Source organism: Paenibacillus nanensis (assembly GCF_003583765.1).
Lineage (GTDB): Bacteria > Bacillota > Bacilli > Paenibacillales > Paenibacillaceae > Pristimantibacillus > Pristimantibacillus nanensis.
This window is the reverse complement of record NZ_QXQA01000008.1, coordinates 228550-249773: the sequence shown is the minus strand read 5'-3', so window position 1 is coordinate 249773 and position 21224 is coordinate 228550. Positions and strand designations below refer to the sequence as shown.

21 protein-coding genes and 1 pseudogene are annotated in these 21224 nt (G+C 48.7%); 15 read left to right on the top strand and 7 right to left on the bottom strand.

The genetic code is table 11. The annotated features are described in order from the left end of the window. Positions 1-431 precede the first annotated feature (431 nt). The 5 genes and pseudogenes from D3P08_RS14615 to D3P08_RS14595 all read left to right on the top strand — a co-directional run bounded on the left by D3P08_RS14615 (position 432) and on the right by D3P08_RS14595 (position 4107). Positions 432-1886 carry an aminotransferase-like domain-containing protein gene (locus D3P08_RS14615; protein WP_119600432.1) on the top strand — a complete coding sequence of 485 codons (1455 nt, stop codon included), beginning with the start codon at positions 432-434 and terminating at the stop codon, positions 1884-1886. 83 nt (positions 1887-1969) lie between these two features. Next, positions 1970-2833 (top strand): DMT family transporter, encoded by an 864-nt coding sequence (locus D3P08_RS14610; RefSeq protein ID WP_119600431.1) that lies wholly within the window; start codon positions 1970-1972, stop codon positions 2831-2833. 58 nt (positions 2834-2891) lie between these two features. Continuing rightward, complete coding sequence (locus D3P08_RS14605; RefSeq protein WP_119600430.1) at positions 2892-3323, top strand: GNAT family N-acetyltransferase; 432 nt, start codon at positions 2892-2894, stop codon at positions 3321-3323. A gap of 45 nt (positions 3324-3368) precedes the next feature. Continuing rightward, positions 3369-3493, top strand: a pseudogene (locus D3P08_RS27975) (N-acetyltransferase); the annotation flags it as partial. A gap of 5 nt (positions 3494-3498) precedes the next feature. After that, on the top strand, positions 3499-4107 hold the full coding sequence (locus D3P08_RS14595) for an FMN-binding negative transcriptional regulator (protein ID WP_119600429.1): 609 nt from the start codon (positions 3499-3501) through the stop codon (positions 4105-4107). Positions 4108-4225: 118 nt separating this feature from the next. On the opposite strand, the gene D3P08_RS14590 is transcribed toward D3P08_RS14595, so the two are convergent. The 3 genes from D3P08_RS14590 to D3P08_RS14580 form a co-directional block, all read right to left on the bottom strand. After that, positions 4226-5107 carry an SDR family oxidoreductase gene (locus D3P08_RS14590; RefSeq protein ID WP_119600428.1) on the bottom strand — a complete coding sequence of 294 codons (882 nt, stop codon included), beginning with the start codon at positions 5105-5107 and terminating at the stop codon, positions 4226-4228. A gap of 186 nt (positions 5108-5293) precedes the next feature. Further along, positions 5294-5617, bottom strand: coding sequence for an NADPH-dependent F420 reductase (locus tag D3P08_RS14585; protein WP_119600427.1), 324 nt, complete (start codon positions 5615-5617; stop codon positions 5294-5296). Positions 5618-5810: 193 nt separating this feature from the next. After that, positions 5811-6158 carry a winged helix-turn-helix transcriptional regulator gene (locus D3P08_RS14580; protein ID WP_119600426.1) on the bottom strand — a complete coding sequence of 116 codons (348 nt, stop codon included), beginning with the start codon at positions 6156-6158 and terminating at the stop codon, positions 5811-5813. A gap of 627 nt (positions 6159-6785) precedes the next feature. On the opposite strand from D3P08_RS14580, the gene D3P08_RS14570 reads away from it, so the two are divergent. Then, on the top strand, positions 6786-7220 hold the full coding sequence (locus D3P08_RS14570) for a DUF5301 domain-containing protein (protein WP_119600424.1): 435 nt from the start codon (positions 6786-6788) through the stop codon (positions 7218-7220). 280 nt (positions 7221-7500) lie between these two features. Here D3P08_RS14570 and D3P08_RS14565 read toward each other — a convergent pair whose 3' ends face one another. The 3 genes from D3P08_RS14565 to D3P08_RS14555 form a co-directional block, all read right to left on the bottom strand. Beyond that, positions 7501-8382, bottom strand: a complete 882-nt coding sequence (locus D3P08_RS14565) for a putative RNA methyltransferase (protein ID WP_240647529.1) — start codon at positions 8380-8382, stop codon at positions 7501-7503. A 253-nt stretch (positions 8383-8635) separates the two neighbouring features. Beyond that, positions 8636-9382: a type I methionyl aminopeptidase gene (gene map / locus D3P08_RS14560; protein WP_119600422.1), complete on the bottom strand. Its 747-nt coding sequence runs from the start codon at positions 9380-9382 to the stop codon at positions 8636-8638. A 158-nt stretch (positions 9383-9540) separates the two neighbouring features. Further along, positions 9541-10095 carry a LysE family translocator gene (locus D3P08_RS14555; RefSeq protein WP_276311161.1) on the bottom strand — a complete coding sequence of 185 codons (555 nt, stop codon included), beginning with the start codon at positions 10093-10095 and terminating at the stop codon, positions 9541-9543. A 173-nt stretch (positions 10096-10268) separates the two neighbouring features. Between D3P08_RS14555 and D3P08_RS14550 the strand changes: the two genes are divergently transcribed. The 8 genes from D3P08_RS14550 to D3P08_RS14515 all read left to right on the top strand — a co-directional run bounded on the left by D3P08_RS14550 (position 10269) and on the right by D3P08_RS14515 (position 19143). Further along, the gene (locus D3P08_RS14550) at positions 10269-11144 is read left to right on the top strand and encodes a LysR family transcriptional regulator (protein ID WP_119600420.1); all 876 of its coding nucleotides are present in this window, start codon (positions 10269-10271) and stop codon (positions 11142-11144) included. 124 nt (positions 11145-11268) lie between these two features. Then, positions 11269-11817, top strand: coding sequence for a GrpB family protein (locus D3P08_RS14545; protein WP_119600419.1), 549 nt, complete (start codon positions 11269-11271; stop codon positions 11815-11817). A 324-nt stretch (positions 11818-12141) separates the two neighbouring features. Then, positions 12142-13029 carry an AraC family transcriptional regulator gene (locus tag D3P08_RS14540; protein WP_119600418.1) on the top strand — a complete coding sequence of 296 codons (888 nt, stop codon included), beginning with the start codon at positions 12142-12144 and terminating at the stop codon, positions 13027-13029. A gap of 133 nt (positions 13030-13162) precedes the next feature. Next, positions 13163-14116 carry an ABC transporter permease gene (locus D3P08_RS14535; RefSeq protein ID WP_119600417.1) on the top strand — a complete coding sequence of 318 codons (954 nt, stop codon included), beginning with the start codon at positions 13163-13165 and terminating at the stop codon, positions 14114-14116. 19 nt (positions 14117-14135) lie between these two features. Beyond that, complete coding sequence (locus tag D3P08_RS14530) at positions 14136-15029, top strand: carbohydrate ABC transporter permease (RefSeq protein ID WP_119600416.1); 894 nt, start codon at positions 14136-14138, stop codon at positions 15027-15029. Between the two features lie 63 nt (positions 15030-15092). Beyond that, on the top strand, positions 15093-16754 hold the full coding sequence (locus D3P08_RS14525; protein ID WP_119600415.1) for an extracellular solute-binding protein: 1662 nt from the start codon (positions 15093-15095) through the stop codon (positions 16752-16754). A gap of 110 nt (positions 16755-16864) precedes the next feature. After that, entirely contained in the window at positions 16865-17857 is a 993-nt protein-coding gene (locus D3P08_RS14520) for an N-acetylglucosamine kinase (protein ID WP_119600414.1), read from the top strand. Continuing rightward, entirely contained in the window at positions 17842-19143 is a 1302-nt protein-coding gene (locus D3P08_RS14515) for a 6-phospho-beta-glucosidase (protein WP_119600413.1), read from the top strand. The genes D3P08_RS14520 and D3P08_RS14515 overlap by 16 nt, the downstream gene beginning before the upstream one ends. A 183-nt stretch (positions 19144-19326) precedes the next feature. Here the strand turns inward: D3P08_RS14515 and D3P08_RS14510 are convergent, their stop codons facing one another. Next, on the bottom strand, positions 19327-19854 hold the full coding sequence (locus D3P08_RS14510) for a MepB family protein (RefSeq protein WP_240647527.1): 528 nt from the start codon (positions 19852-19854) through the stop codon (positions 19327-19329). A gap of 287 nt (positions 19855-20141) precedes the next feature. Between D3P08_RS14510 and D3P08_RS14505 the strand changes: the two genes are divergently transcribed. Next, complete coding sequence (locus D3P08_RS14505) at positions 20142-21104, top strand: NAD(P)-dependent alcohol dehydrogenase (RefSeq protein ID WP_119600411.1); 963 nt, start codon at positions 20142-20144, stop codon at positions 21102-21104. Positions 21105-21224 lie beyond the last annotated feature (120 nt).

The following is a 21224-nucleotide window of genomic DNA, read 5'->3' as shown; positions in this document are numbered from 1 at the left end:
CTATGTCCCAACCAGCCTCAATCATGGTCATGACAAGTAGGGGTGAACATTATAGCGCTCGGGATCAAGTCCCACGGGCAGGTACGTTCGACCCGGCTACTTTAATCCTCGAAGCTAATGCAAAAAGGATCAACCAGAAAGAAATGGTTGATCTCATAATACGAAAGGGCAGTTTAGCTCAGTATATCTGCGCAAAGATAGCCCCGGTGAACCCTCGCGGCTTTTGATCGTTTTGGGCGGGAAGGCTGACCTAATCGAGTAAGGAGGTGTAGCGGCTGTCGGGAATGCCGGGCTGATTGCCGCCATTGCTCCGCATGATACACCTTGATCGCGTCGATTACTTCCGAAACCACACCCCGGCAAAAAAACCGGGGTGTGGTTCTTTCTTTCCCTTCCCATTCTGTGTCATCATGAAGATGGGGGCGATGAAAATGTTTTATGAATTCAAGTTTAAGGATGACCTACCTGCCTATATTCAGGTGAAAGATTACTTAAAACGTTTGATGATTAGGGGATCCCTTCAAGCCGATCAGAAGCTTCCCTCTACCCGCGAGCTCGGCTTGCAGCTCGCCGTCAGCCGCAACACCGTTATTACCGCATATGCGGAGTTGAAGGAAGATGGTTTCGTCTACACAGTTCAGGGGAAAGGCAGCTATGTTGCAGCTTCCGCTCCACTAGGCGGAGTTGCCCCATCTTACGACATCGATTGGCAATCGCGAATTAACGGATATGCCCGACAAGCAGTAGAATTAGACCGGATGAAACATGGCATACGCGCAGATAAAAGCGTAATTTCCTTTACTAGCATTGCGCCTGACGAAAAGCTGTTCGATCTAGACAATGTAAAGCGAGCATTTTTAGACCGAATAGCGATGGAGGGTGGCGTACTGCTGAATTACGGCTACGCGAAAGGATATAAGCCACTTATCGATTATTTGATGAAATATATGAAGCAAAAGGGCGTCGATCTGAGAGGAAAAGATATGCTGATAACGAGCGGATTCACGGAAGCGTTCGATATCGTAATGTCCGCCCTTCGTAAGAAAGACGGTAACTCGGTCATTTGCGAGAACCCGACGCATTACGCCGCCATCAAAAACTTGAGACTGAACGGCTTCGATATTACAGGCGTTCCGATGGAGCGTGATGGCATTATTCTGGCTGAACTAGAACGAGTTTTGACTGAACGATCTTATAATTTCGCTTATTTTATCCCGTCCTACCACAATCCTACTGGCATTGTAACGTCTCCTGGAAAAAGACAGGCGATCATGCAGCTCATGGCACGTCACCGTATCCCGGTCATCGAAGACGGCTTCAACGAGGAACTGCGCTATTCGGGTTCGCATGTGTCCCCTTTAATCGCATCGGCCGGACAGGGCAATGCAGTTATTTATATGGGAAGCTTCTCCAAAGTGCTCTTTCCTGGCCTTCGAGTTGGTTGGGTGCTGGCGGATCACCAGCTGATCGATTACCTTGAGAGCATTAAACGAGCCCGTAGCATTCACACCTCGACGCTTGATCAAGCAGTTCTCTTTCAATACCTCTATAACGGCAATCTGGAGAAATTTTTAAAAAAAGCCCGTAAAGAATATAAACGAAAATACGAGTGGACCAAGCATTGTTGCGAAACGTATCTCCCTTTTAAAAGATTGTCGGGAGATGGAGGCCTACATCTATTTGTCGAATTTGATGAGAGTTTTGATACAACAAAGCTGCTTATAGAGTGTTCCAGTAAAGGGGTAATTTTTACACCTGGAGATATGTTTTACACAGACGGCGGAGGAAGGCATTCGTTGCGTCTTGGATTCTCGAGAGTACCGGATGAGAATATCAGCAAAGGTCTTGAAATTATCGGCCAGACGGCTAAAAAACTTATGGGATAACGAGGTGCGGACATGACAGTTTGCGCTATTTAATAAGGAATATTTTTTGAACTCGAAACGTCTTTCTAAGGGGGGGGATTGAAATTAATAAAAAGACAAGCGGATGGATTAACGGTTTCCTGGGGGTACTCATCTTCAGCGGCTCGTTACCCGCAACACGCGTTGCTGTAGCGGATTTTGATCCGTTGTTCCTTACTGTATGCCGCGCCACAATCGCTGGTGTGTTTGCAGGAGTGCTTCTCCTTGTCTTCCGGCAACAACGGCCTGACCGAAGCGACATCGTTCCCCTTTTGGTAGTAGCACTCGGCGTGGTAGTGGGGTTTCCACTGCTGACAGCCTTGGCGCTTCATCATGTCACGTCCGCGCATGCGATTATTTTCATTGGACTTCTGCCGCTTGCAACGGCGATCTTTGGTGTACTGCGCGGCGGTGAACGACCTCGACCAACCTTTTGGATCTTCTCAGCTTTCGGCAGTGCCCTTGTGACAGGTTTCGCACTAGCCCAGGGGGTTACATCTTCGTCGGTAGGCGACGCGTTCATGCTGGCTGCTATCATTGTGTGTGGTCTCGGTTATGCGGAAGGAGCGCGGCTCACACGGAAGTTAGGGGGCTGGCAGGTGATCTCCTGGGCGCTCGTTTTGTCTCTTCCAGTTACGTTACTGCTCACGATTTATTACACGCCGGACTCGTGGGATGGTATCGGTCTTTCCGCTCACTTCAGCCTTGCTTATGTCTCCCTTTTCAGCATGCTTATTGGCTTTGTATTCTGGTATCGTGGTCTTGCCCAGGGCGGCATAGTGGCGGTCGGACAGTTACAACTCCTTCAGCCTTTCTTCGGACTGCTGCTTGCATCTATCGTCCTGCAGGAGCCTGTCGGTTGGACTATCATAGTAGTGAATATCGCCGTCGTACTGTGCGTGGCATTCGCACGGAAGTTTGCATCATAAAAGTTTGCAAATTCGATTTCGAAGTGAAACCCTAACCGATTAATTGGGAGTGAATTAAATGATGAGACAAGCAAAACTTGAAGATTGGAAAGAGATTTCTGAATTGTTGGTTCAGTTAGGTTATCCTGATACAGAGTCCTTCATAAAGGAAAACATAAAAAGACTTCTTGAACATCCTGATGAAGAATTATTGATTTATGAGGATGAAGGACGTATTGCTGCTTGCATATCGATACATTACATTCCGCAACTAGCACTTAAAGGCGACATCGCGTCTATAAGTTACCTAGTCGTCGACACAACGGCTAGAAGTAAGGGAATTGGACGGAAAATTGAGGAGTATGTAACTGCATCAGCTAAAAAAAGAGGAGTTGATAGGATCCAAGTTCATTGTCATTCAAGGAGGACTGACGCTCATAGGTTCTATACTAGACAAGGTTACACGGAGGTTCCTAAATATTTTGCAAAGATGTTAAATGAAACAGTTTAAATACTCTTTTAAAGATCAATTCGAAACATTCAACTAACGGAGAACGAGAATGAAGATGCTATACCTTTTTATAAGAAAATGGGGTTTGTCCAAACTGGAGCGCACTCTTTTATATGGGTGATGAAGAGCAAATGGATTTTATCATGACCTATTCCATATCCAAGAGGTGATACCTATGTATATTCCTAAGCATTTTCAAATCGAAGATGAAAAAATCGCTTACGAAATTATAAAAGAACATAGTTTTGCGACCCTTTTTTCGCAACACAATGGAATGCCCTTTGCTACTCATTTACCTTTAATTTTGGACAAGGAGAACCAATACTTATATGGTCATTTTGCTCGTCCGAATCCTCAATGGAAAGATATTAGTAATCAAGTGGTCTTAGTGGTTTTTCATGGTCCTCATTGCTATATCTCTCCTTCGTGGTACGAGACGGATAGAGCAGTGCCAACATGGAATTATGTGACTGTTCATGTATATGGAGAAACTGAACTTATTAATGATGAGGAAGAGTTAATGGATTCCTTACATGAGATGGTATTTAAGTATGAAGCAACGGATAGCCCATATAGATTGCAAGATGTAGACCCTGACTTTATTGCTGGATTGAACAAAGGTGTTCAAGGATTTAGAATTAAAATAAGCAAGATAGAGGGCAAAGCAAAGTTAAGCCAGAACCAATCAGTAGACCGACAAGAACGTTTCATCAATCAACTGGAACGGATATCAAGTGAGGCTGAACAAAAGATAGCCACTCTAATGAAAGAAAACCTAAAATAACGTTTTGTTATTGAACTATCGGGAGACGTTAGCTCAATACAATAGCGACAGTCAATTTTTCTCGTGCTTGGCTGTCGCTGTTTCTTTTTCAAATTTAGTCTAAAAACATACCCAGCTTTCAATCTTCAACTTTAGAAAACTGATATTTAAAGAATTCCTTATATGTCATTGGTTTTCGGCCAATCAGACGTTCAAGATCCCCGGATGTCTCCGAAAATTCTCCAGTGTTGATTCCTCGCACCCAGCCTAATAAAAAATCAGTCATGAAAACAGGCAAGCCATTCGCTACCATAGAGTCTATATATTCTTTTTCGCTAACTGCCTCATAAGGGATATTCATCTCACTAATCTCCGAGAGGGCTTCAGCGATGTCTGCAAAAGAGCTTCCCTCGCTGCCACTTAGAGTGTATGACTTATTTTCGTGCCCGTGTTGGGTGAGAACGGCTACGTTAGCTGCCGCCAAATCATCCAGAGATGCAGCGGCAACTTTGCCGGAACCCTCTGGTACTCGCACGCCGGTTTTAAGCGGATCTCCGAAATACATATGCATGACTTCAAGATACGGTGGATTCCGCAGAATGGTATAAGCTAATCCGGATGCTTTAAGCGTTTGTTCAGCAAATAAGTCTGACATCGACACTTCGGGCACAATAAGATTTGAATTTTCTCTTCGTATGATCGACGTGAAGATCACTTGTTTAACACCAGCCTGCTTTGCAGCTGCGATGACATTGAAATGTTGCGTATTACGGTCGGTAAATGCTTGCGCGGAGATAAGCATGACTTTGTCAACACCGTTAAAAGCTCGCAGAAGGGAGTTATAATCAAAATAGTCGCCCTGATGAGCCTCCACACCTTCTTTAACAAACCTTTCGATTTTTTCGGATTGCGGATCACGTACCAATACAGCGACCTGATTTGCCGGAACCTTTTTAAGAAGAAGGTTTAGCGTCCTGCTGCCAAGATTACCCGTTGCTCCAGTAATAAGTATTTTACCCATATTAGTAACCCCTTTGAACTTTTATTGATAAACCAGTTGCAGTAAAGAATAACGTTATCGTACAGTGCATTGATCCAGCAGATTTAAATTCAATCCGGCGAGAGGTCCTCCTGTTTGCTGCAGTAGAACGCCCTGGCTCAAGGATCCAAGATCAATACAGGCAAAGCCAATCTTCTCCCAAATTTCTTACAAGACTTGTTTTACCTCGATGTCGTCACCGGACATGAATAGGACAGTCTTCGGCTTCTCTTCCGTGTAATCCTTAATCCGTTCCATCGGAACACTGTTAAAAGCTTTAATTACATGAGCCCCCGGAGCATATTGAGCTACGATTTCACTTGAATTCTTTCCTGACCATTCAACAAGTAGAGGTTCCGTATTTTCAAAACGGTTGTTAGTATCAATAAGAACGCGGCCTGTCCAGTCAGGAACCATTGACAAAGCAGCAGGTATTTGCGCCCACGTCACGCATAATATTACAAAGTCCTGCTCCAGCACCAATAAAGCCAAATTTCATAACGACCTCCAAAAACTTATCGACCTACATACGACTCCTTTTATTAATTCTTTGATTTTCTTCATGGCCACAAGTCTTATTATGTTCCATCTATAATTTTTAAAATAGTACGTACTTTTAGGTTATATAGTAACTAAAAAGTGATAATTGCGATGAAGTGCAGAATAAATGGGTCATGAAATTACTCTATTCTACATTTAATTTCCGATATTCATCCTTACTCAAGTTCTTCTCTGCATAATTTTGGCCCCAATCACAAAGAGCTCGCAAAGTGGGTTCAAGTGACATACCCATTTCTGATATTGAATATTCCACTTTTGGTGGTACCTGATTGTACATTTTTCTTATAATCAAATTAGCACTCTCCAACTCCCGCAACGACTGGACTAACATTTTCTGAGATATTGTGGGTATGAGCCTTTTCAATTCACCGGTCCGTTTAGGACCTTTTATTAAATAATACAGAATAAGAGGCCTCCACTTCCCGCCAATGACATCTAAAGTGATTTCCAGATCACAATAAAAAGTTTTCAATTAAAAAACACTACCCTTCATTGAATTTCCATTATTATAATACATGGTAACCCTATTACTTGTTGATCTAACAGGGAACGTTAGGTTGATTTTGAATCAACGGAAATAAAGTCATTCTACCCGCCGGTGAAGGACTTAGAGAATATGCTGGTTGAAGCCAGTATCGAGGTGGATTTATGGGTCGAAAAATAAAATGAATATAATGATCATAATTATTTCCATTGTTCTACCTATTATTGCCTTTTTGTATGTATTAATTGAATCGAATAAACCTGCAATTAGTGTTGATCAACCGAAATTAAAGCTTAATGTAGGTCATATTGTAGTGTTGCTTGGGGCGTTTACGTTTGGCGTTACAAATCTTATCTATACCTTAAATAAAAATAATAACAGCAAGAAAAAATGAAGCAATATTGACTAATAATCAGAGATTAAACTGAAGGGCATGATTGTTCTAATATGTGGTATTGTTGTGGGAATTCAATTCGAAACCAATTCCCACGACAAGGGGCATTGTAACATGAAGATACTCCAAAAATTTCGTGTTAGTCGTTGTGAGTCTTATTGGAGATTTGAGGCTTGGACTGAGAGTTCTCTATTCAAAAAAATGGGATTGAGGAGGCTTTTATGAAAACACGAAATAAAAAAACAATTGTAATAAGCATCATTGTTTTACTTGGGGTATCGGTTTTTCTATATTTGCATTTCAATAAAGTATTCATTGGCGGAGAGTTATTAGAACTCAAGGATATAAACAAAATTGAAGTGACAAAAGCTGATAAGAACGAAAAAGTAAATGTTACTGATGCAAGAAAAGTAGAGGAAATTAAAAAGACGCTAAATCAACTGGAGCTAAAACGTGATAATAATGAGGATGTGAGCGAGGTAAAGGATAGATTTATGCTCACGCTCTATACAGAAACAGAAGCAAGATACGGTGTGCATTTATATGATAATTCTTATATAGAGATTTTTGATCCAGAATTACAAGGTAATAAACTAAGGGGTTATAAAGTTAGAAGTGATTTTGACCTGTCAGTCATTCAAGATCTATTCAAGTAGCAAGAGAAGAGGTTGAAAGCGATTATCGAATTGTTGGACTTAATACTCACGCTTAATTGATTATGCTAACGGTAGAACGTTAATTGAATGACAACAGCTGCTGTCCAAGAACTTATTTATCAGGTTTTGGAAGCCGCTGTCCTTATATAAATGGTTCAGTCTAAAACTTTTTTTCAAAAGCTGACGAGTCTTCAATTTAAAAACCATAGAATGCGAAGTAATAATTGTAAGAGGCCGCCGTCGCGGCAGCCTCTGACGAATGGTATGGCGGTTGCTTGGTTTATTTTTTGCCAACCAAAATTTTAAAGTCCATCGTGACTTGTTTCAAATTCATCCGTTGAACCTTTTCTATGCGCTCCTTGGATGTCCCCCACGCTAATGGCGTCATACCGAGCAATGGCTCGATTAAAGCTTCATGCAGATCTGCTTGATATCGAATGCGTTCCACATCCAATACCTCAAACTGTTCGTTGAAGTGGTCTATGGTAAGCGAATTCGAATAGATCTGTTTATCCGACCCTTCGTAAAACACTTCTCTCAGTTCCTTCAGATAGTCCTGTTCCGGAACTGCTTTGATCACCAAGCCATTATGCGTAACCAGCCTTTTAAATTCCGAATAATTCGCCGGCGAAAGAATGTTGAGAATAAAATGGAATTGCTCATTCGCAAATGGACAGTTTGCAATATCCGCGACGCACCAAATCGCATTTGTATATTCGGCTGCGGCATAACCAATTCCCTCCTTTGAGATATCGATCCCTACAGCTAATAGAGGGTTGGTGTTTTTCCGATTGATTTCCATTTGAATGCGATTTAAATGGGAGCCTTCCCCACACCCTGCATCCAGTAAACTTGCCGGCCCGTCATTCGGGAGCTGACTCTTAATGATTTCACTTAGCGCGGCATGCAAGGGGTTAAATAAACCGCCTTTGCTGATGACCCTTCTATATTCGAAGATTTTTTTGTCATACTTCGTTCTGCCGGATCGGGTCAAAAGGTTTACATATCCCTGCTTCGCCAGATCAAAGCAGTGCTGTTTGCCGCACACTAAACTTTGCGCATGAATCATGTTCATCTGTTGTTTACACAATGGACATCTAAATATCCCCTGAACGCTCTCTATTTTTTCAGCGCTCATCAACTTTTTAATTTTTGGAAACACAAAAAAGCACCCTTTCATTCGTATTCGGTGAATGAAAAAAGGCACAGTCAAATAAACCCAAGCCATTTCGTTCAAAAATGCCGGGCCATATGAGCTGTACCTTCCATTACCTAAAACGAATGAATTGGATGATCATCATGAAACTCTCCCTTATGGAAATGCGACGAAACACCTGTTTATATTAACATAGATCCAGACCGTTGAAAAAAAAAGCGACCCGATCGTCAATCCTGGTCGCTTCTCTTGTCATGCTCTATACCGCAGTTACAATAATCGGTTGATTCTTTGTTATAATAATCGTGTGCTCATGCTGCGCCGCAAAGCTATTGTCGGGCACACGCATCGTCCATCCGTCCGATTGCTCAACGACATACTCTGCGCCGGTAGATAAAAAGGGCTCGATGGTAATGACCATCCCCTCTTTCAATACCCGTTTGTCGTGCTTGTTATAAACCGGCAGTATCTCTGTCGGGGCCTCATGCAGAGATTTCCCGATGCCGTGGCTGCATAGATTCTGAATGACATGATAGCCGCCTTTTTTGGCCTCGCTTTCAATCATCCTTCCGACTTCGTTCAATCTCACGCCATGCTTAAGCGAAGAGATGACTTTCATCATCGTATTGTGGGTGTATTGGCACAGACGCATTAATGACGGCTTGTAGGGCGCAATCGGAAAAGAATGCCCCGCATCGGCATAATAGCCCCCCAGTTCCGCCGAAACGTCGATGTTTATTAAATCGCCCGGCTGAATGATTCGATTACCCGGTATGCCGTGGGCAACTTCACGGTTAATGCTAATACAAGTGTCGCCGGGGAAATTGTACGTTTTCTTAGGCGCGGACACGGCCCCATGCCTTCGCAAAAACTCGCCCCCGATCTCATCCAATTCCTTTGTCGTCATTCCGACACGTGTTTGACGTTTCATTTCATCAATCGTCATTGCAACGATTTTGCCGATTTTCTTCAGCCCGTCAATATCGTTTTGCGATCCTACTGTCATTAAGGCTCCCCCGTATTCAAGATGACTTATTATAACACATTTTTCCATTACTCTATCCGTTCAGCGCGAATCGTTATATGTCATTTTCTTTAAATAGTTCCAAACTCAAAATATTCCTATATAATCTTCTTACGGTTGGCTGGGCCTCGCTCCGCTTACTAAAGTGTGGTTGAAAATAATAGATAAACAGCGACGAGAATCAGTATAGCTCCCATTGCGGCATTAAAGGCGCGGATTCCGTTTCTTACCCGAGTCAGAAGCTGCAGCTTGGCCCCTAATAACGCCCAGGCTGCAAGCGAAAGGTAACAGATTAGAAAATAAATGCAGACAAAGACAAACAGCATCGAATACGAGTCTTTAAGGCCGAAAGCCGAAACCCCCGTTAAACAGGCGATCCAGGCTTTAGGATTCAGCCACTGCATCAGAAACCCATGACGGTAACGCAGGGTTTGACGTTCACTCTGCTTTAGGTCCGGTCGCGCCGTCATGATTTTGCAGCCGACATAGATCATATAGCCGGAGCCGGCATACTTTAACAGCCCATAAAACGACGGAACTTGTGCCGCGAGATTGGAAACGCCGAGTCCTACTGCGGTCAGCAGCAGCACGAATCCGAGCGTTGCGCCGGAAACGAAGGAAAACGTGCGTTTGAAGCCGAAATTAACGCCTGAAGTTAGAATGGTCATGTTCACAGGACCCGGCGAGATGGACATGGATAAAGAAAATAAGCACATAGCAAGAAACAGAGACATCGCGTTACGCTCCTTGAATCATCGTTATGGGGTTAATATAGCCCCGCAGCGGCGCAGCCGTCCAATCGCATTACCCGATGAAGTCAATCAGTAAAACGGATGATCGCAACCTAAGCCGGAAAGAGAGTGGTTATGTGGAACTGTATCAGTTAAAAACCTTTATCGAGGTTGCCCAAACGGGGAATTTAACCGAAGCGGCGGTTAAGCTGCATACGAGCCAGCCTGCTGCAAGCGCGCACCTGAAGGCCCTAGAGAGCGAAGTGGGATTTCCGCTCTTCTATCGGACCCCGAAAGGCATGTCTCTCACGGAGAAAGGGGCGAAGCTGCTTGAAGAGTCTCAAAAGATTATCGCATCGATCGAAGGCTTTCGCCAAATCGCAAGCGACCTGCGCCAGGATCCTGTCCAGAGCTTTCGTATCGGGCTGAACACGGACGGGGAGCTCCTTCGTGTCAGTGAATTGGTCGAATTGATGGCTGAGCGGCTGCCGCGCGTTGAATTACACTTTCTTGAAACCAAGAGCGAGCACTTCGTCGCGGATATCCAGAATAACACGATAAGCGCTGGCTTTTACTACGGGAATCAGGGGAGCACATCCATCCATGCGATCAAATTAAGAACCTTTCGAATGGCCGTCGTTTATCCGAACACTTGGAATCCCCCGGATGAAGAAGCGGCTCTGGATTACTTCGCCGGTAAGCCATGGGTTTGGACCACGCAAGGCTGCCCCTTCTACAAACAGTCGATTGATTATTTCGCGAACAGGAAGGTCAATCCTCGCAAAATCTTATACGTGGATGACGAGTTCCTTATCGGGGACCTGGTTCAGAAGGAAATCGGCTGTTCCTTGTTGGCCGAGCCGATCGCTCTTCGATTGGCCAAGGAGAATAAGGTGAGCATGTGGAGCGGTCTAGACCTCGCGATTGACCTTTATTTCGGTTTCCCGAAGGACAAAATGGCGGACCCAATCCGACAGCAAATCGGAAATATTATCGAAGGTATGTGGAGATAGGTCCGCTCACTGCTCACACCTTCCCATCGCTTCTCGTCAACACCAGCATCCCGCCAAAAAAAGAAACAAGCGTTTCGTCTTGGCGAAGAGCTTCGTCATTATAACTGAAAAGGAAGGGAAATAAATGTCTAAGTCTAATCGTTATGCTGTCAAAATCGTTCCCTATAACCCCAAGTGGCCATTGGAATTTGAAAAAGAGAAACAACGGTTACTTCACATTCTTGACGCAAATATCGTTACAATCGAGCATACGGGGAGCACCTCTATCCCTAATCTAGACGCAAAACCAATTATTGATATGTTCGCTGGCGTTCATCCCTTGCTTAATGAAGCGGTTTACGCGAACTTGCTTAGAAGTTCTGGTTACCGCTATGTTGAAACCGGCATGACCGGCCGACATTTATTGGCAAAAGAACTCAAAGGCGAGAGAACGCATCATTTGCATATCCTGCCGATCGAGGGCTTTAACGGTAGGAAAGAACTGCTATTTCGCGATTACCTTCGTAAGCATCCTGAATTAGTAAAGGAATACGGCGAACTTAAATATGTGCTGGCTGAGCAATATCATTCCGACCCTGAGGGCTACACACGGGCAAAAACTGCCTTTATTCAACAAGTTGACGACCTGGCCCGAACAGAGCTTGGACTCCCCCTTCGAAATGTGTGGGACTAGGTTATGGTTGATAGACTTATCCTCTATCTAACTCGCCCATACTGCCGGCAAACGGCTTCCGGATTTCGTGTTTCAACGTTACGCATGTACGCTTACTCTTGCCCCTCACTCGACTTCGCTACGTCGTATACCCCGCCGAAATCAAAGTGTCCATGCCCGCCGAACGGATGAAGGCTAACTTATGCCTTTGCCGTTCGTTTTTTTTCGTCCAAAATGCTCTTGCCAACCCTATAGGATTCGGATTAAATAGGATGATAGGATTCATGACATAGTCATGGAACTGATAGCGTTTACAAAATCGCGACCCGTTCGGAGGCTGATAAGATGCGAACAAACGAACAATCATGCTTGATTCCGAAAGAAAAAGTGAAATTAGCTCAGCATTATCCTCTTATCGTGGCGGAGACGATCGGGGTGACCAGCCTCTATCAGCGAATGCATTGGCATGACGTGCTCGAAATCAACCTGATCAAGTCCGGCACGGGCTATTACATTATTAACGGCCAGACGTACGAGTTCGAAGCCGGCGACATCTTCCTCATCAATTCCAACGATTTGCACTGCGCTTACGAGACGGATAACCTGGTCATGCTCGTCGTCACTTTCGACCCGAGCTGGCTTATTCACGGGCTCCGCATGGACCCCGAGCTGCTGAGCCCGTTCCGCGAGATGGGCCGGCATTATACGAACAAGCTGCAGCGGCATAATCCTGCCATCGTCCGTCTCCGGGCCCTGCTGGAGGAGCTCCACGAGGAGCATGAGGGACAGCGCCGCTCCTACAGCACGATGGTGCATTCGATCGTGCTGCGGTTCCTGGCGACGGTTAACCGGGAGTTCCGCAGCTCCAATCCGCGCAAAAACGCCGGGAACATCAGCGAACGGCAGCTTGAACGCATGAAGCAGGTCATTATGGTCATGGAGGAAAACTACGCCAAAGCGTGGACCCAAGAGGAGCTGGCTGCGCTTGTATTCCTTAGTCCGTCAAGGTTCAGCGACATTTTCAAACGGGCCGTCGGCATGCCGCCCATGCTCTATCTCATCCAGATTCGGCTGGAACGCGCCTTGGCCCTGCTCGAGACAGGCGGGATGAAAATTACGGATATCGCCATGGAATGCGGCTTTCAATCCTTAACCAATTTTAACAGGCTCTTCAAAAAACATATCGGAATCACGCCGGGAGAATCAAGAAAGATCCGTTCGAAAAACCAGTGAAATTGTGCTGGTTTTTAATTGTTTTAGCCGAGAAAATGCAGGACGGTAGCTTTACAATAAATTTATGGAAGTTACCGAATGTGTTATATAACCTAACATGTAGTTGACTGGATCAAAAGAGAGGGGGAAAGTCATGCCGCAGCCAGAAATGCAGAGCGACAATCATCCTTATCGCAGGAAGGGACCTGTCGTTCGTTTCTTCAAGCAGTGGGATATCCAGCTGATGGCCATACCGGCGTTGTTGTTCATTATGGTCTTCAGCTACATCCCCATGTACGGATTGCTGATGGCATTCCAGGATTACAGCCTGTTCCGAGGATTTCTCGACAGTCCATGGGTCGGCCTCAAGCATTTCGAGATGTTTTTTGCGGCCCCGGAGTTCTGGAACGTCATGCGTAATACGCTCGTCATCAGCCTGCTCAAGCTATGCATCGGTTTCCCTGCCCCCATCCTGCTCGCGCTTATGCTGAACGAAGTGGGAAGGAAGGTGTTCAAGCGGCTGGTGCAGACAATCAGCTATTTGCCGCATTTCCTGTCATGGGTCATCGTGTCGGGGTTCGTGCTCTCGATCCTGTCGACGGACAACGGCAGCCTGAACATCCTGCTCCAGAAGCTGAACCTGATCGAGGAGCCGGTCAACTTCATGTCCGAACCAAAATATTTCTGGAGCATCTTGGTCGCCACGAATGTATGGAAGGAGATCGGCTTCTCCTCCATCGTCTATCTCGCCGCCATCGCCGGCGTAAACCCGCATTTGTATGAAGCGGCATCGATGGACGGTGCCAGCCGGATCCGGCAAATCGTCTCCATTACGATTCCGTCGATCATGCCCGTCATCATCGTATTTTCGATCCTGGCGATCGGAAACTTCCTGAACGCGGGCTTCGAGGATATTATTCTGCTCGCCGGCAACCCGGTGCTGCGCGAGGTGAGCGACGTCATCGACACGTACGTGTACCGGATCGGCATTCAGAATAACCGCTATTCCTACGCGACGGCGGCCGGGCTCTTCAAAGCCGTCATTAGCGTGCTGATGCTGGCCGGAGCGAACTACCTGGCCCGCAGATCGGGGAACAGCCTATGGTAAGGGAAAGGGAGGGCAAGCCATGAAGTTGTCGCACGGTGATCGCCTGTTTCTGGGTATCAATTACGTTGTCCTGTCTCTGCTCGCTTTCGTCGCCTTCTATCCGTTCTGGAATGCGGCGGTCATCTCTTTCAACTCCGGGAGCGACACGATGCTTGGCGGCATCACGTTCTGGCCCCGGGAGTTCACGCTGTCGAACTACGAGGTCGTATTCAAGGATAAGCGGCTGATCGACGGCTTCGTCATCTCCGTTCTGCGAACGGTCGCGGGCACAGCGCTTTCCATCGCGGCCACGGCGATTTTCGCCTACAGCATGACGAAGCGCGAGCTGATGGGCCGCAAGCTGTACATGGTGATGTGCATCATCACGATGTACTTCAGCGGCGGGCTCATTCCCAGCTACTTGCTCATCCGCGAGCTCGGCCTCATGAACTCATTCTGGGTCATGGTCATTCCCGGCTTGATCAGCGTGTGGAACATGATCATCTTCCGGACGTTCTTCAAGAGCATTCCGCAAGGGCTGGAGGAGTCCGCCCATATTGACGGGGCCTCGAACTGGGGCGTGCTGTTCCGGATCGTCCTTCCGCTGTCCGGACCCGTTATCGCGACCCTGTCGCTGTTCACGGCGGTGTACCATTGGAACGACTGGTTCGCGCCGAGCATCTATATTTCGAACGTCGATCTGCTGCCGATCCAGACGAAGCTGCAGCAAATCCTGAACTCCAATATTATGCTGGAGCAGATGCAAAATATGGATTCGGCCGCGCAAGGAAGGCTGAACAAGATGAACGCCGTCACGACAAAATCGCTGTCGATGGCGACGATGATGGTGGCGACGGTGCCGATTCTTTGCGTGTATCCGTTCGTGCAGAAATATTTTGTCAAAGGCGTCATGATTGGTTCGTTGAAGGAGTAGGCCGGGGATCAAGCCGAGGGCGGCTTCGACCATAGATGCAAGAGATCGAAGGGAGAGAGAACAATGAAAAGGTGGAACAAACGGCTATGGGCTTCCATGTCAGTCACGCTTGCGATCGTCACGGTAATGGCGGGGTGCTCGGATTCGAACGGCAACGGCAATAACGGGGGGAACGAACCCAAAGCGACTGGAGCCGCTGGCGATTCGTCCGCCGTATTCGAGCTTGGCAAGGAGCCGCTCGAGTTTTCGTTCTACGGTCATTACGACTGGTACACGATGCCGGAATGGGGCGGGGATCTCGCGACGAAATGGATCAAGGAGAACAAACTGGTTAATGTCGTGCCTGTCAGCTCGGGCGGCAACGCCAAAAACAAAATGAGCACGATGATCGTCTCCGGCGAGCTCCCGGACGTGATCTGGATGGAACGCGGCGCGGAGGTGGAGAAGCTGCGTGCGGAAGGGATGCTTGTCCCGTTCGACGATTACCTCGATAAATACCCGAATTTGAAGGAGTGGGCCGGCGAGTCGACGCTGGACATGCTTCGCTCGCCCGATGGCAAGCTGTATCAATTCCCGAACTGGTATACGACGCAGCCGAACGGCAATGCGGGATATTTGGTCAACAAAAAAATTTACCAGGAGCTAGGCTCCCCAAGCCTGGAGACGACCGACGATCTGTACGCTTATCTGAAGCAGGTAAAAGAGAAATATCCGGACGTCGTGCCGCTGGAAGTCGGGCAATCCGCCTCCGGCGTGGATATTATGGTATCGGCATTCGCGGAGAACAGGCCTTACCTGTTTAACCAGATGATGGCCGTGCCGAAGGGGAACGAGCTGGTGTCGCTCTTCACGGATCCCGTCTACCGAGAACTGCTCCAATATTCGAGCAAGCTGTACCGCGAGAAGCTGATGTCGCAGGACGCCTTCACGCAGAAGCGTGAGCAGGTGGAGCAGAAGGTCGTTACGGGACAGATCGCCGTATATGTCGCTTCCAGCCCGACGGAGTTCGGCGCGATCGGCAACTCGAAGCTTAGCGAGAAGGACCCGGATGCGGGCTACATCATGATATGGCCGGTGCATAAGGAAGGACTTGACCGCAACAAAATTTTCCCAGGCGATTACAAGCAATTGGGCTGGAATGTGAGCGTTATTACGAAATCGGCGGATAACCCGGAAGCGATCTTCGCGTTCCTGGATTGGTTCACGGGTCCCGAGGGCCAGCGCACGATCATGTGGGGACCGGAGGGCATCTATTGGGAAGGCACGGACGCGGAGGGCGCGCCGCTCTTCACGGAGGCGTTCACGTCCGATATCAAGGGACGCGACGAGCTCATGAATTCGACCGTCAACTTCCAATGGAACGGCAACACCGTATACGTCGACAATTCCAAAATGAAATTCGAGTCCACGCTTCCCGAGGAGCAGCGGAACTGGGAGACGCGCTGGCAGTCGGAAATTACATGGAAGACCCAGTACAACACGACGGAATTCGTCAATCTCGACCCGGCCGGCGATACGGATGAAGGCATCATCGCCCAAAGCGTGTTCGAAATTTACGAGCAAGCCAGAGCGCGTGCCATCACGACGGCTAAGTCGGACGAGGAAGTGAACGCGATTCTGGACAAAGCGGAAGAGGACGCGATGAAGGTCGGTTATGACAGGCTTCTTCAATTCAAAACGGAAAAATGGCAAGAAAACGTAAGCAAGCTAAATGCTGCGAAATAAATCGCCTGAGACTAAGCCGGACCACGACAAGCGCCATGCCCGGACTCGTTCGCGCATGGGGCTGGACGGGGGCCGGCTTTACCCATCATAAGACAAAGGAGAGATCAATCTTGGGTTACTACTTGGGAATCGACGGAGGCGGCAGCAAGACGCTTGCCATCGTGTCCGACGAGTCAGGCCGCATCCTGGGCCGGGGCATGAGCGGCTGCGGCAATCATCAGGTCGGAGCCGACTTGGCCGACCGGAACATACGCAAGGCGGCGGAAGATGCGCTGGCCGAGGCGGGAATCGGTAATGCGGATATCGAATTTGCGTTGTTCGGCTTGGCAGGCGCGGACCGGGAAGCGGACTTCGTCATTTTAAGGCCGATGATCGCGGCGATGGGGTTCGCAAGGACCGATATCGTCTGTGACACGGTCATTGGAATGCGAGCGGGCACAAGGCAAAGCGACGGCGTCGTGCTGATCTGCGGCAGCGGCACCAATTGTTACGGCATCAACGCGCGGGGCGAGGAGCTGCAGGTCGGAGGCTTCGGTTACGCCTACGGCGATTTCGGCGGCGGAAGCGACCTTGCGGTTGAGGTATTCCGTTCGGTCATTCGCTCCTGGGAAGGCCGAGAGGCTGAGACGGAGCTGACCCGGCTGACGCTCGACGCGCTTGGTTATCCCGACGTGGAGCGGATGTTCCACGGTACGCTGGACAACGGCACGCGGCCGCCTCATACCCTCGCGAAGCTTCTCTTCGAGGCTTCGCCGACGGATCCGGTTGCCCGGGCGATATTGGAGAGGCAAGGGACGGAGCTCGGCAAAGCGGCGAGTGCCGTTATCCGCAAGCTTGGCATGGAAGCGGACATCTTCGACGTCGTGCTTGCCGGCAGCGTGCTGACCAGAGGGAAACGCGAATTCGTCCTTCCGTTCGTGGAACGGGAAGTGAAAGCGGCCGCTCCTAACAGCAGACTGCAGGTGCTGGAGCTCGAACCTGCCGCAGGCGCGCTTCTGCTTGCCATGGAACGCGACGGGAGGACGATTGGACCGGAAGTGTACGAACGACTCGGACAAGAATTGTCCGTGAAGGCGAGGGATATGGAATGGGCAATGGATTGAAAGTAGCGGTCATCGGAGGAGGCTCCTCCTATACACCGGAGCTGATCGAAGGCTTTATACAGCGTTATGAATCGTTCCCGGTGACGAAAATCGTGCTCGCCGACATCGAGGCGGGCAGGCATAAGCTCGCCATCGTAGGCGGACTTGCGCAGCGCATGGTCCAGAAGAGCGGCTTACCGATCGAGATTGAGTTGACTTTGGATCGCCGCCAAGCGCTGGACGGAGCGGATTTCGTATCGACGCAGATGCGCGTCGGCCTGCTGGAGGCGAGGGGCTGGGACGAATCCATCCCGGTTAAATACGGGATGCTCGGCCAGGAGACGACCGGCGCCGGGGGCATGATGAAGGCGCTTCGCACAATTCCGGTGCTGCTGGACATCTGCGCGGATATGGAGGAGCTGTGTCCGGATGCGTGGCTTCTCAACTTCACGAATCCGGCGGGCATGGTGACGGAAGCGATCCTGAACCACTCCCGCATCCGATCCATTGGTCTCTGCAATTCGCCGATTGCCGCATATAAGTGGCTGTCCCGGCTGTACGGCGTTCCGGAGAACCGCATCTACTGCGAGTTCGCCGGCTTGAACCATCTTCATTGGATCAGCCGCATTGAGATTGACGGCGAGTCGAAGCTGGAGGAGCTGCTGGACAGGCAAGGCTCCTATAGCGCGTCGAACGTGCCGCAGCTGGCATGGAACGACTCGCTGATCCGTTCGCTTGGCGCGATACCTTCTTATTATTTGAAATATTTCTATCTGCATAGAGAGATGGTCGAAGAAGGCCAAGCAGCTGCCGCAAGGGGAGAGAACCGCGCGGAGACGGTCAAACGGCTGGAAGAAGAGCTGTTCGAGATCTACAAGCAGCCGGAGCTGGCGGAGAAGCCGAAGCAGCTGGAGCAGCGCGGCGGCGCTTATTATTCCGAAGCGGCCGTCAAGCTGATGCATTCCATCTACAACGATACGGGCGACGTGCAGGCGCTCAACGTACGCAACAGCGGCACGCTGGACTTTCTCCCGCCCGAGGCTTCGATCGAGGTCAATTGCACGGTCACGAAGCATGGCGCGGTACCCGTACCGGTGGAGCGAGTGCCGGAGGCGGCGGTAGGGCTGATCCGCGCCGTCAAAACGTACGAGAGCCTCGCGATCGAGGCGGCCGTGACGGGCAGCCGCGACAAGGCGCTCCTCGCACTGGCCAGCCATCCCTTAATCGATTCCGCGAATGTGGCGGAGAGGATGCTGGACGAAATGCTGGAGCGGAACAAAACGTATTTGCCGCGTTTTTTCTCATAATTGCATCATTCCAAGCGTAAAAGAGGCCGGCCGGGAACCCCTGTGCCGGCATGCCGCGTTCGTCGCCAAGCGGCGAGCCCCCCCTTCATTTCTCCTATCTGTTCGCCGGCCAGACCTTGGCTATTATGGAACACTTCCAAGCCGCGGCGATGCCCCGGTAACGGTTCATTTATACTTTATCGATCATTGACGATATAGCATAAGTGCACGATCAACGTTTATTTTTTCGCCGATTGGGATTTCAAAAAAGTATGCTAGCTGCCATTCCTGAGTTTTTCGAGCCTGACGGCTTGTCGGCATGTCCCATGGTGGATAAACTCGTATCCCGCGTTTCCCGCCGCTTCCATTATTCGAAACAATATTGTATTGTAATAGCGCACTTTTCGGAAATACGAATTGTCCAAGCTTATTACCATCCCGTGTACTAATGACATAGTAATCCACCTCTTCTGATCCGTCGAACGGTTGGGTTGTTCCATCCCCCATTCTCCGCCATAAAGTAACAAACTGCCCTATTTTTGAGGGGGTAACCTTAGCTGCGCGAAAGCGAATCAAGCGTTTATTCGCATGAAACAAATAGGCGCCGTATTCGGCATTTTGAACCTCCAAGCATGGTTCGGAACAATCAAGCTCGCATACGTTATAGACCAATTCAATGGCGGCAAGCAGGTCACGATGAACGCTGCCTCGGTTCTTATCGATTTGAATCACCTTTCTTCCTAAGACCTCCACTAGTCTCCATTCCGTTCAGCCATGATGACAGGGTCTGTCTTCCAAGCATACCTTAAATCGCCTTACATTTATCAGGTGAAAACCCGCTATAAACAAATTTTTCTCTGAAGCTTGATTGACCCCGGAGCCACCAAGGCTTGCCCCTGCGGTCGACTTCGTCAAAGTGGCTCCTGGGCAGCCTAATGACCAACTCTTGACTTAAGTCAATGTGCATACTCATTACTTTATTTACAATGTAAGCATAACTTAAGCAAAAGGAGATACCCATGAAAGCCATGGTCCAAACCTCGTATGGTTCACCTGAAGTGCTTGTCCCTCAAGAAATAGCGAAACCGTCGCCTGGAGACACTGAAATTCTCGTACGTGTCCACGCCGCCAAAGCGGGGCCGTCGGATTGTGCTTTTCGCAAGGGCGACCCGCAAATGATTCGATTGGTATACGGACTGTCCAGACCGAAATATGCAATCGGGGGGACCGAATTTGCCGGAGAGGTCGAAGCAGTAGGCAAAGAAGTTAAGCATTTTAAAGCAGGAGATCGCGTCCTGGGAATGAGCGTCAAAAACTTCGGAGCGTATGCTGAATATAAATGTCTTCCCGAAGAGAGCCCCCTTGCGGTTATACCGGACAGCATCACCTTTGAAGAAGCCGTCGGAGTCTGCGACGGGGGCGCCACAGCATTGACGTTTTTAAGAGATAAGGCAAAGCTGCGCGAGGGACAGAAAATACTGATTCACGGCGCCTCGGGGGCAGTAGGCATCTACGCCGTGCAATTAGCCAAATACTACGGCGCAGAAGTAACCGGCGTTTGCTCCGCTGCCAACGAAGCTCTGGTAAGAAAAGCGGGCGCCGATTATGTGGTGGATTATAACCAGGAGGATTTTACGAAGGCGGACAAAGCGTACGATGTCATTTTTGACGCGGTGGGCAAAAGCTCCTTTGCCGCATGCCAGCGTATACTTTCAGACAAAGGGATTTATCTGACTACCTCGCCGAAGTTGTCTATAGTGATCCAAATGCTGTGGACTTCCTTGTTTAATAGCAAACGGGTTATTTTCGCTACAGCCGGCCTACTGCAAAACAAAGCGAATTTGGCGTTTCTCTTAGATCTCGCAAAAAGCGGAGCGATTTACGCCGTGATCGATCGCCGCTATCCTCTGGAACTTCTGCCGGACGCACAGAGGTATGTAGAGACTGAACGTAAAAGAGGCAACGTCATTATTACAATCTGAAATCGGCTTGACCGTGCTGCCGCAAACCGGGTCCTTCTATCTGCTAAATGATTTCGCTTATTCATTATTCGGCTACTGGAAATACTGCATCCCTTAGCGCAGCGAAGCTGCCGCCCATAG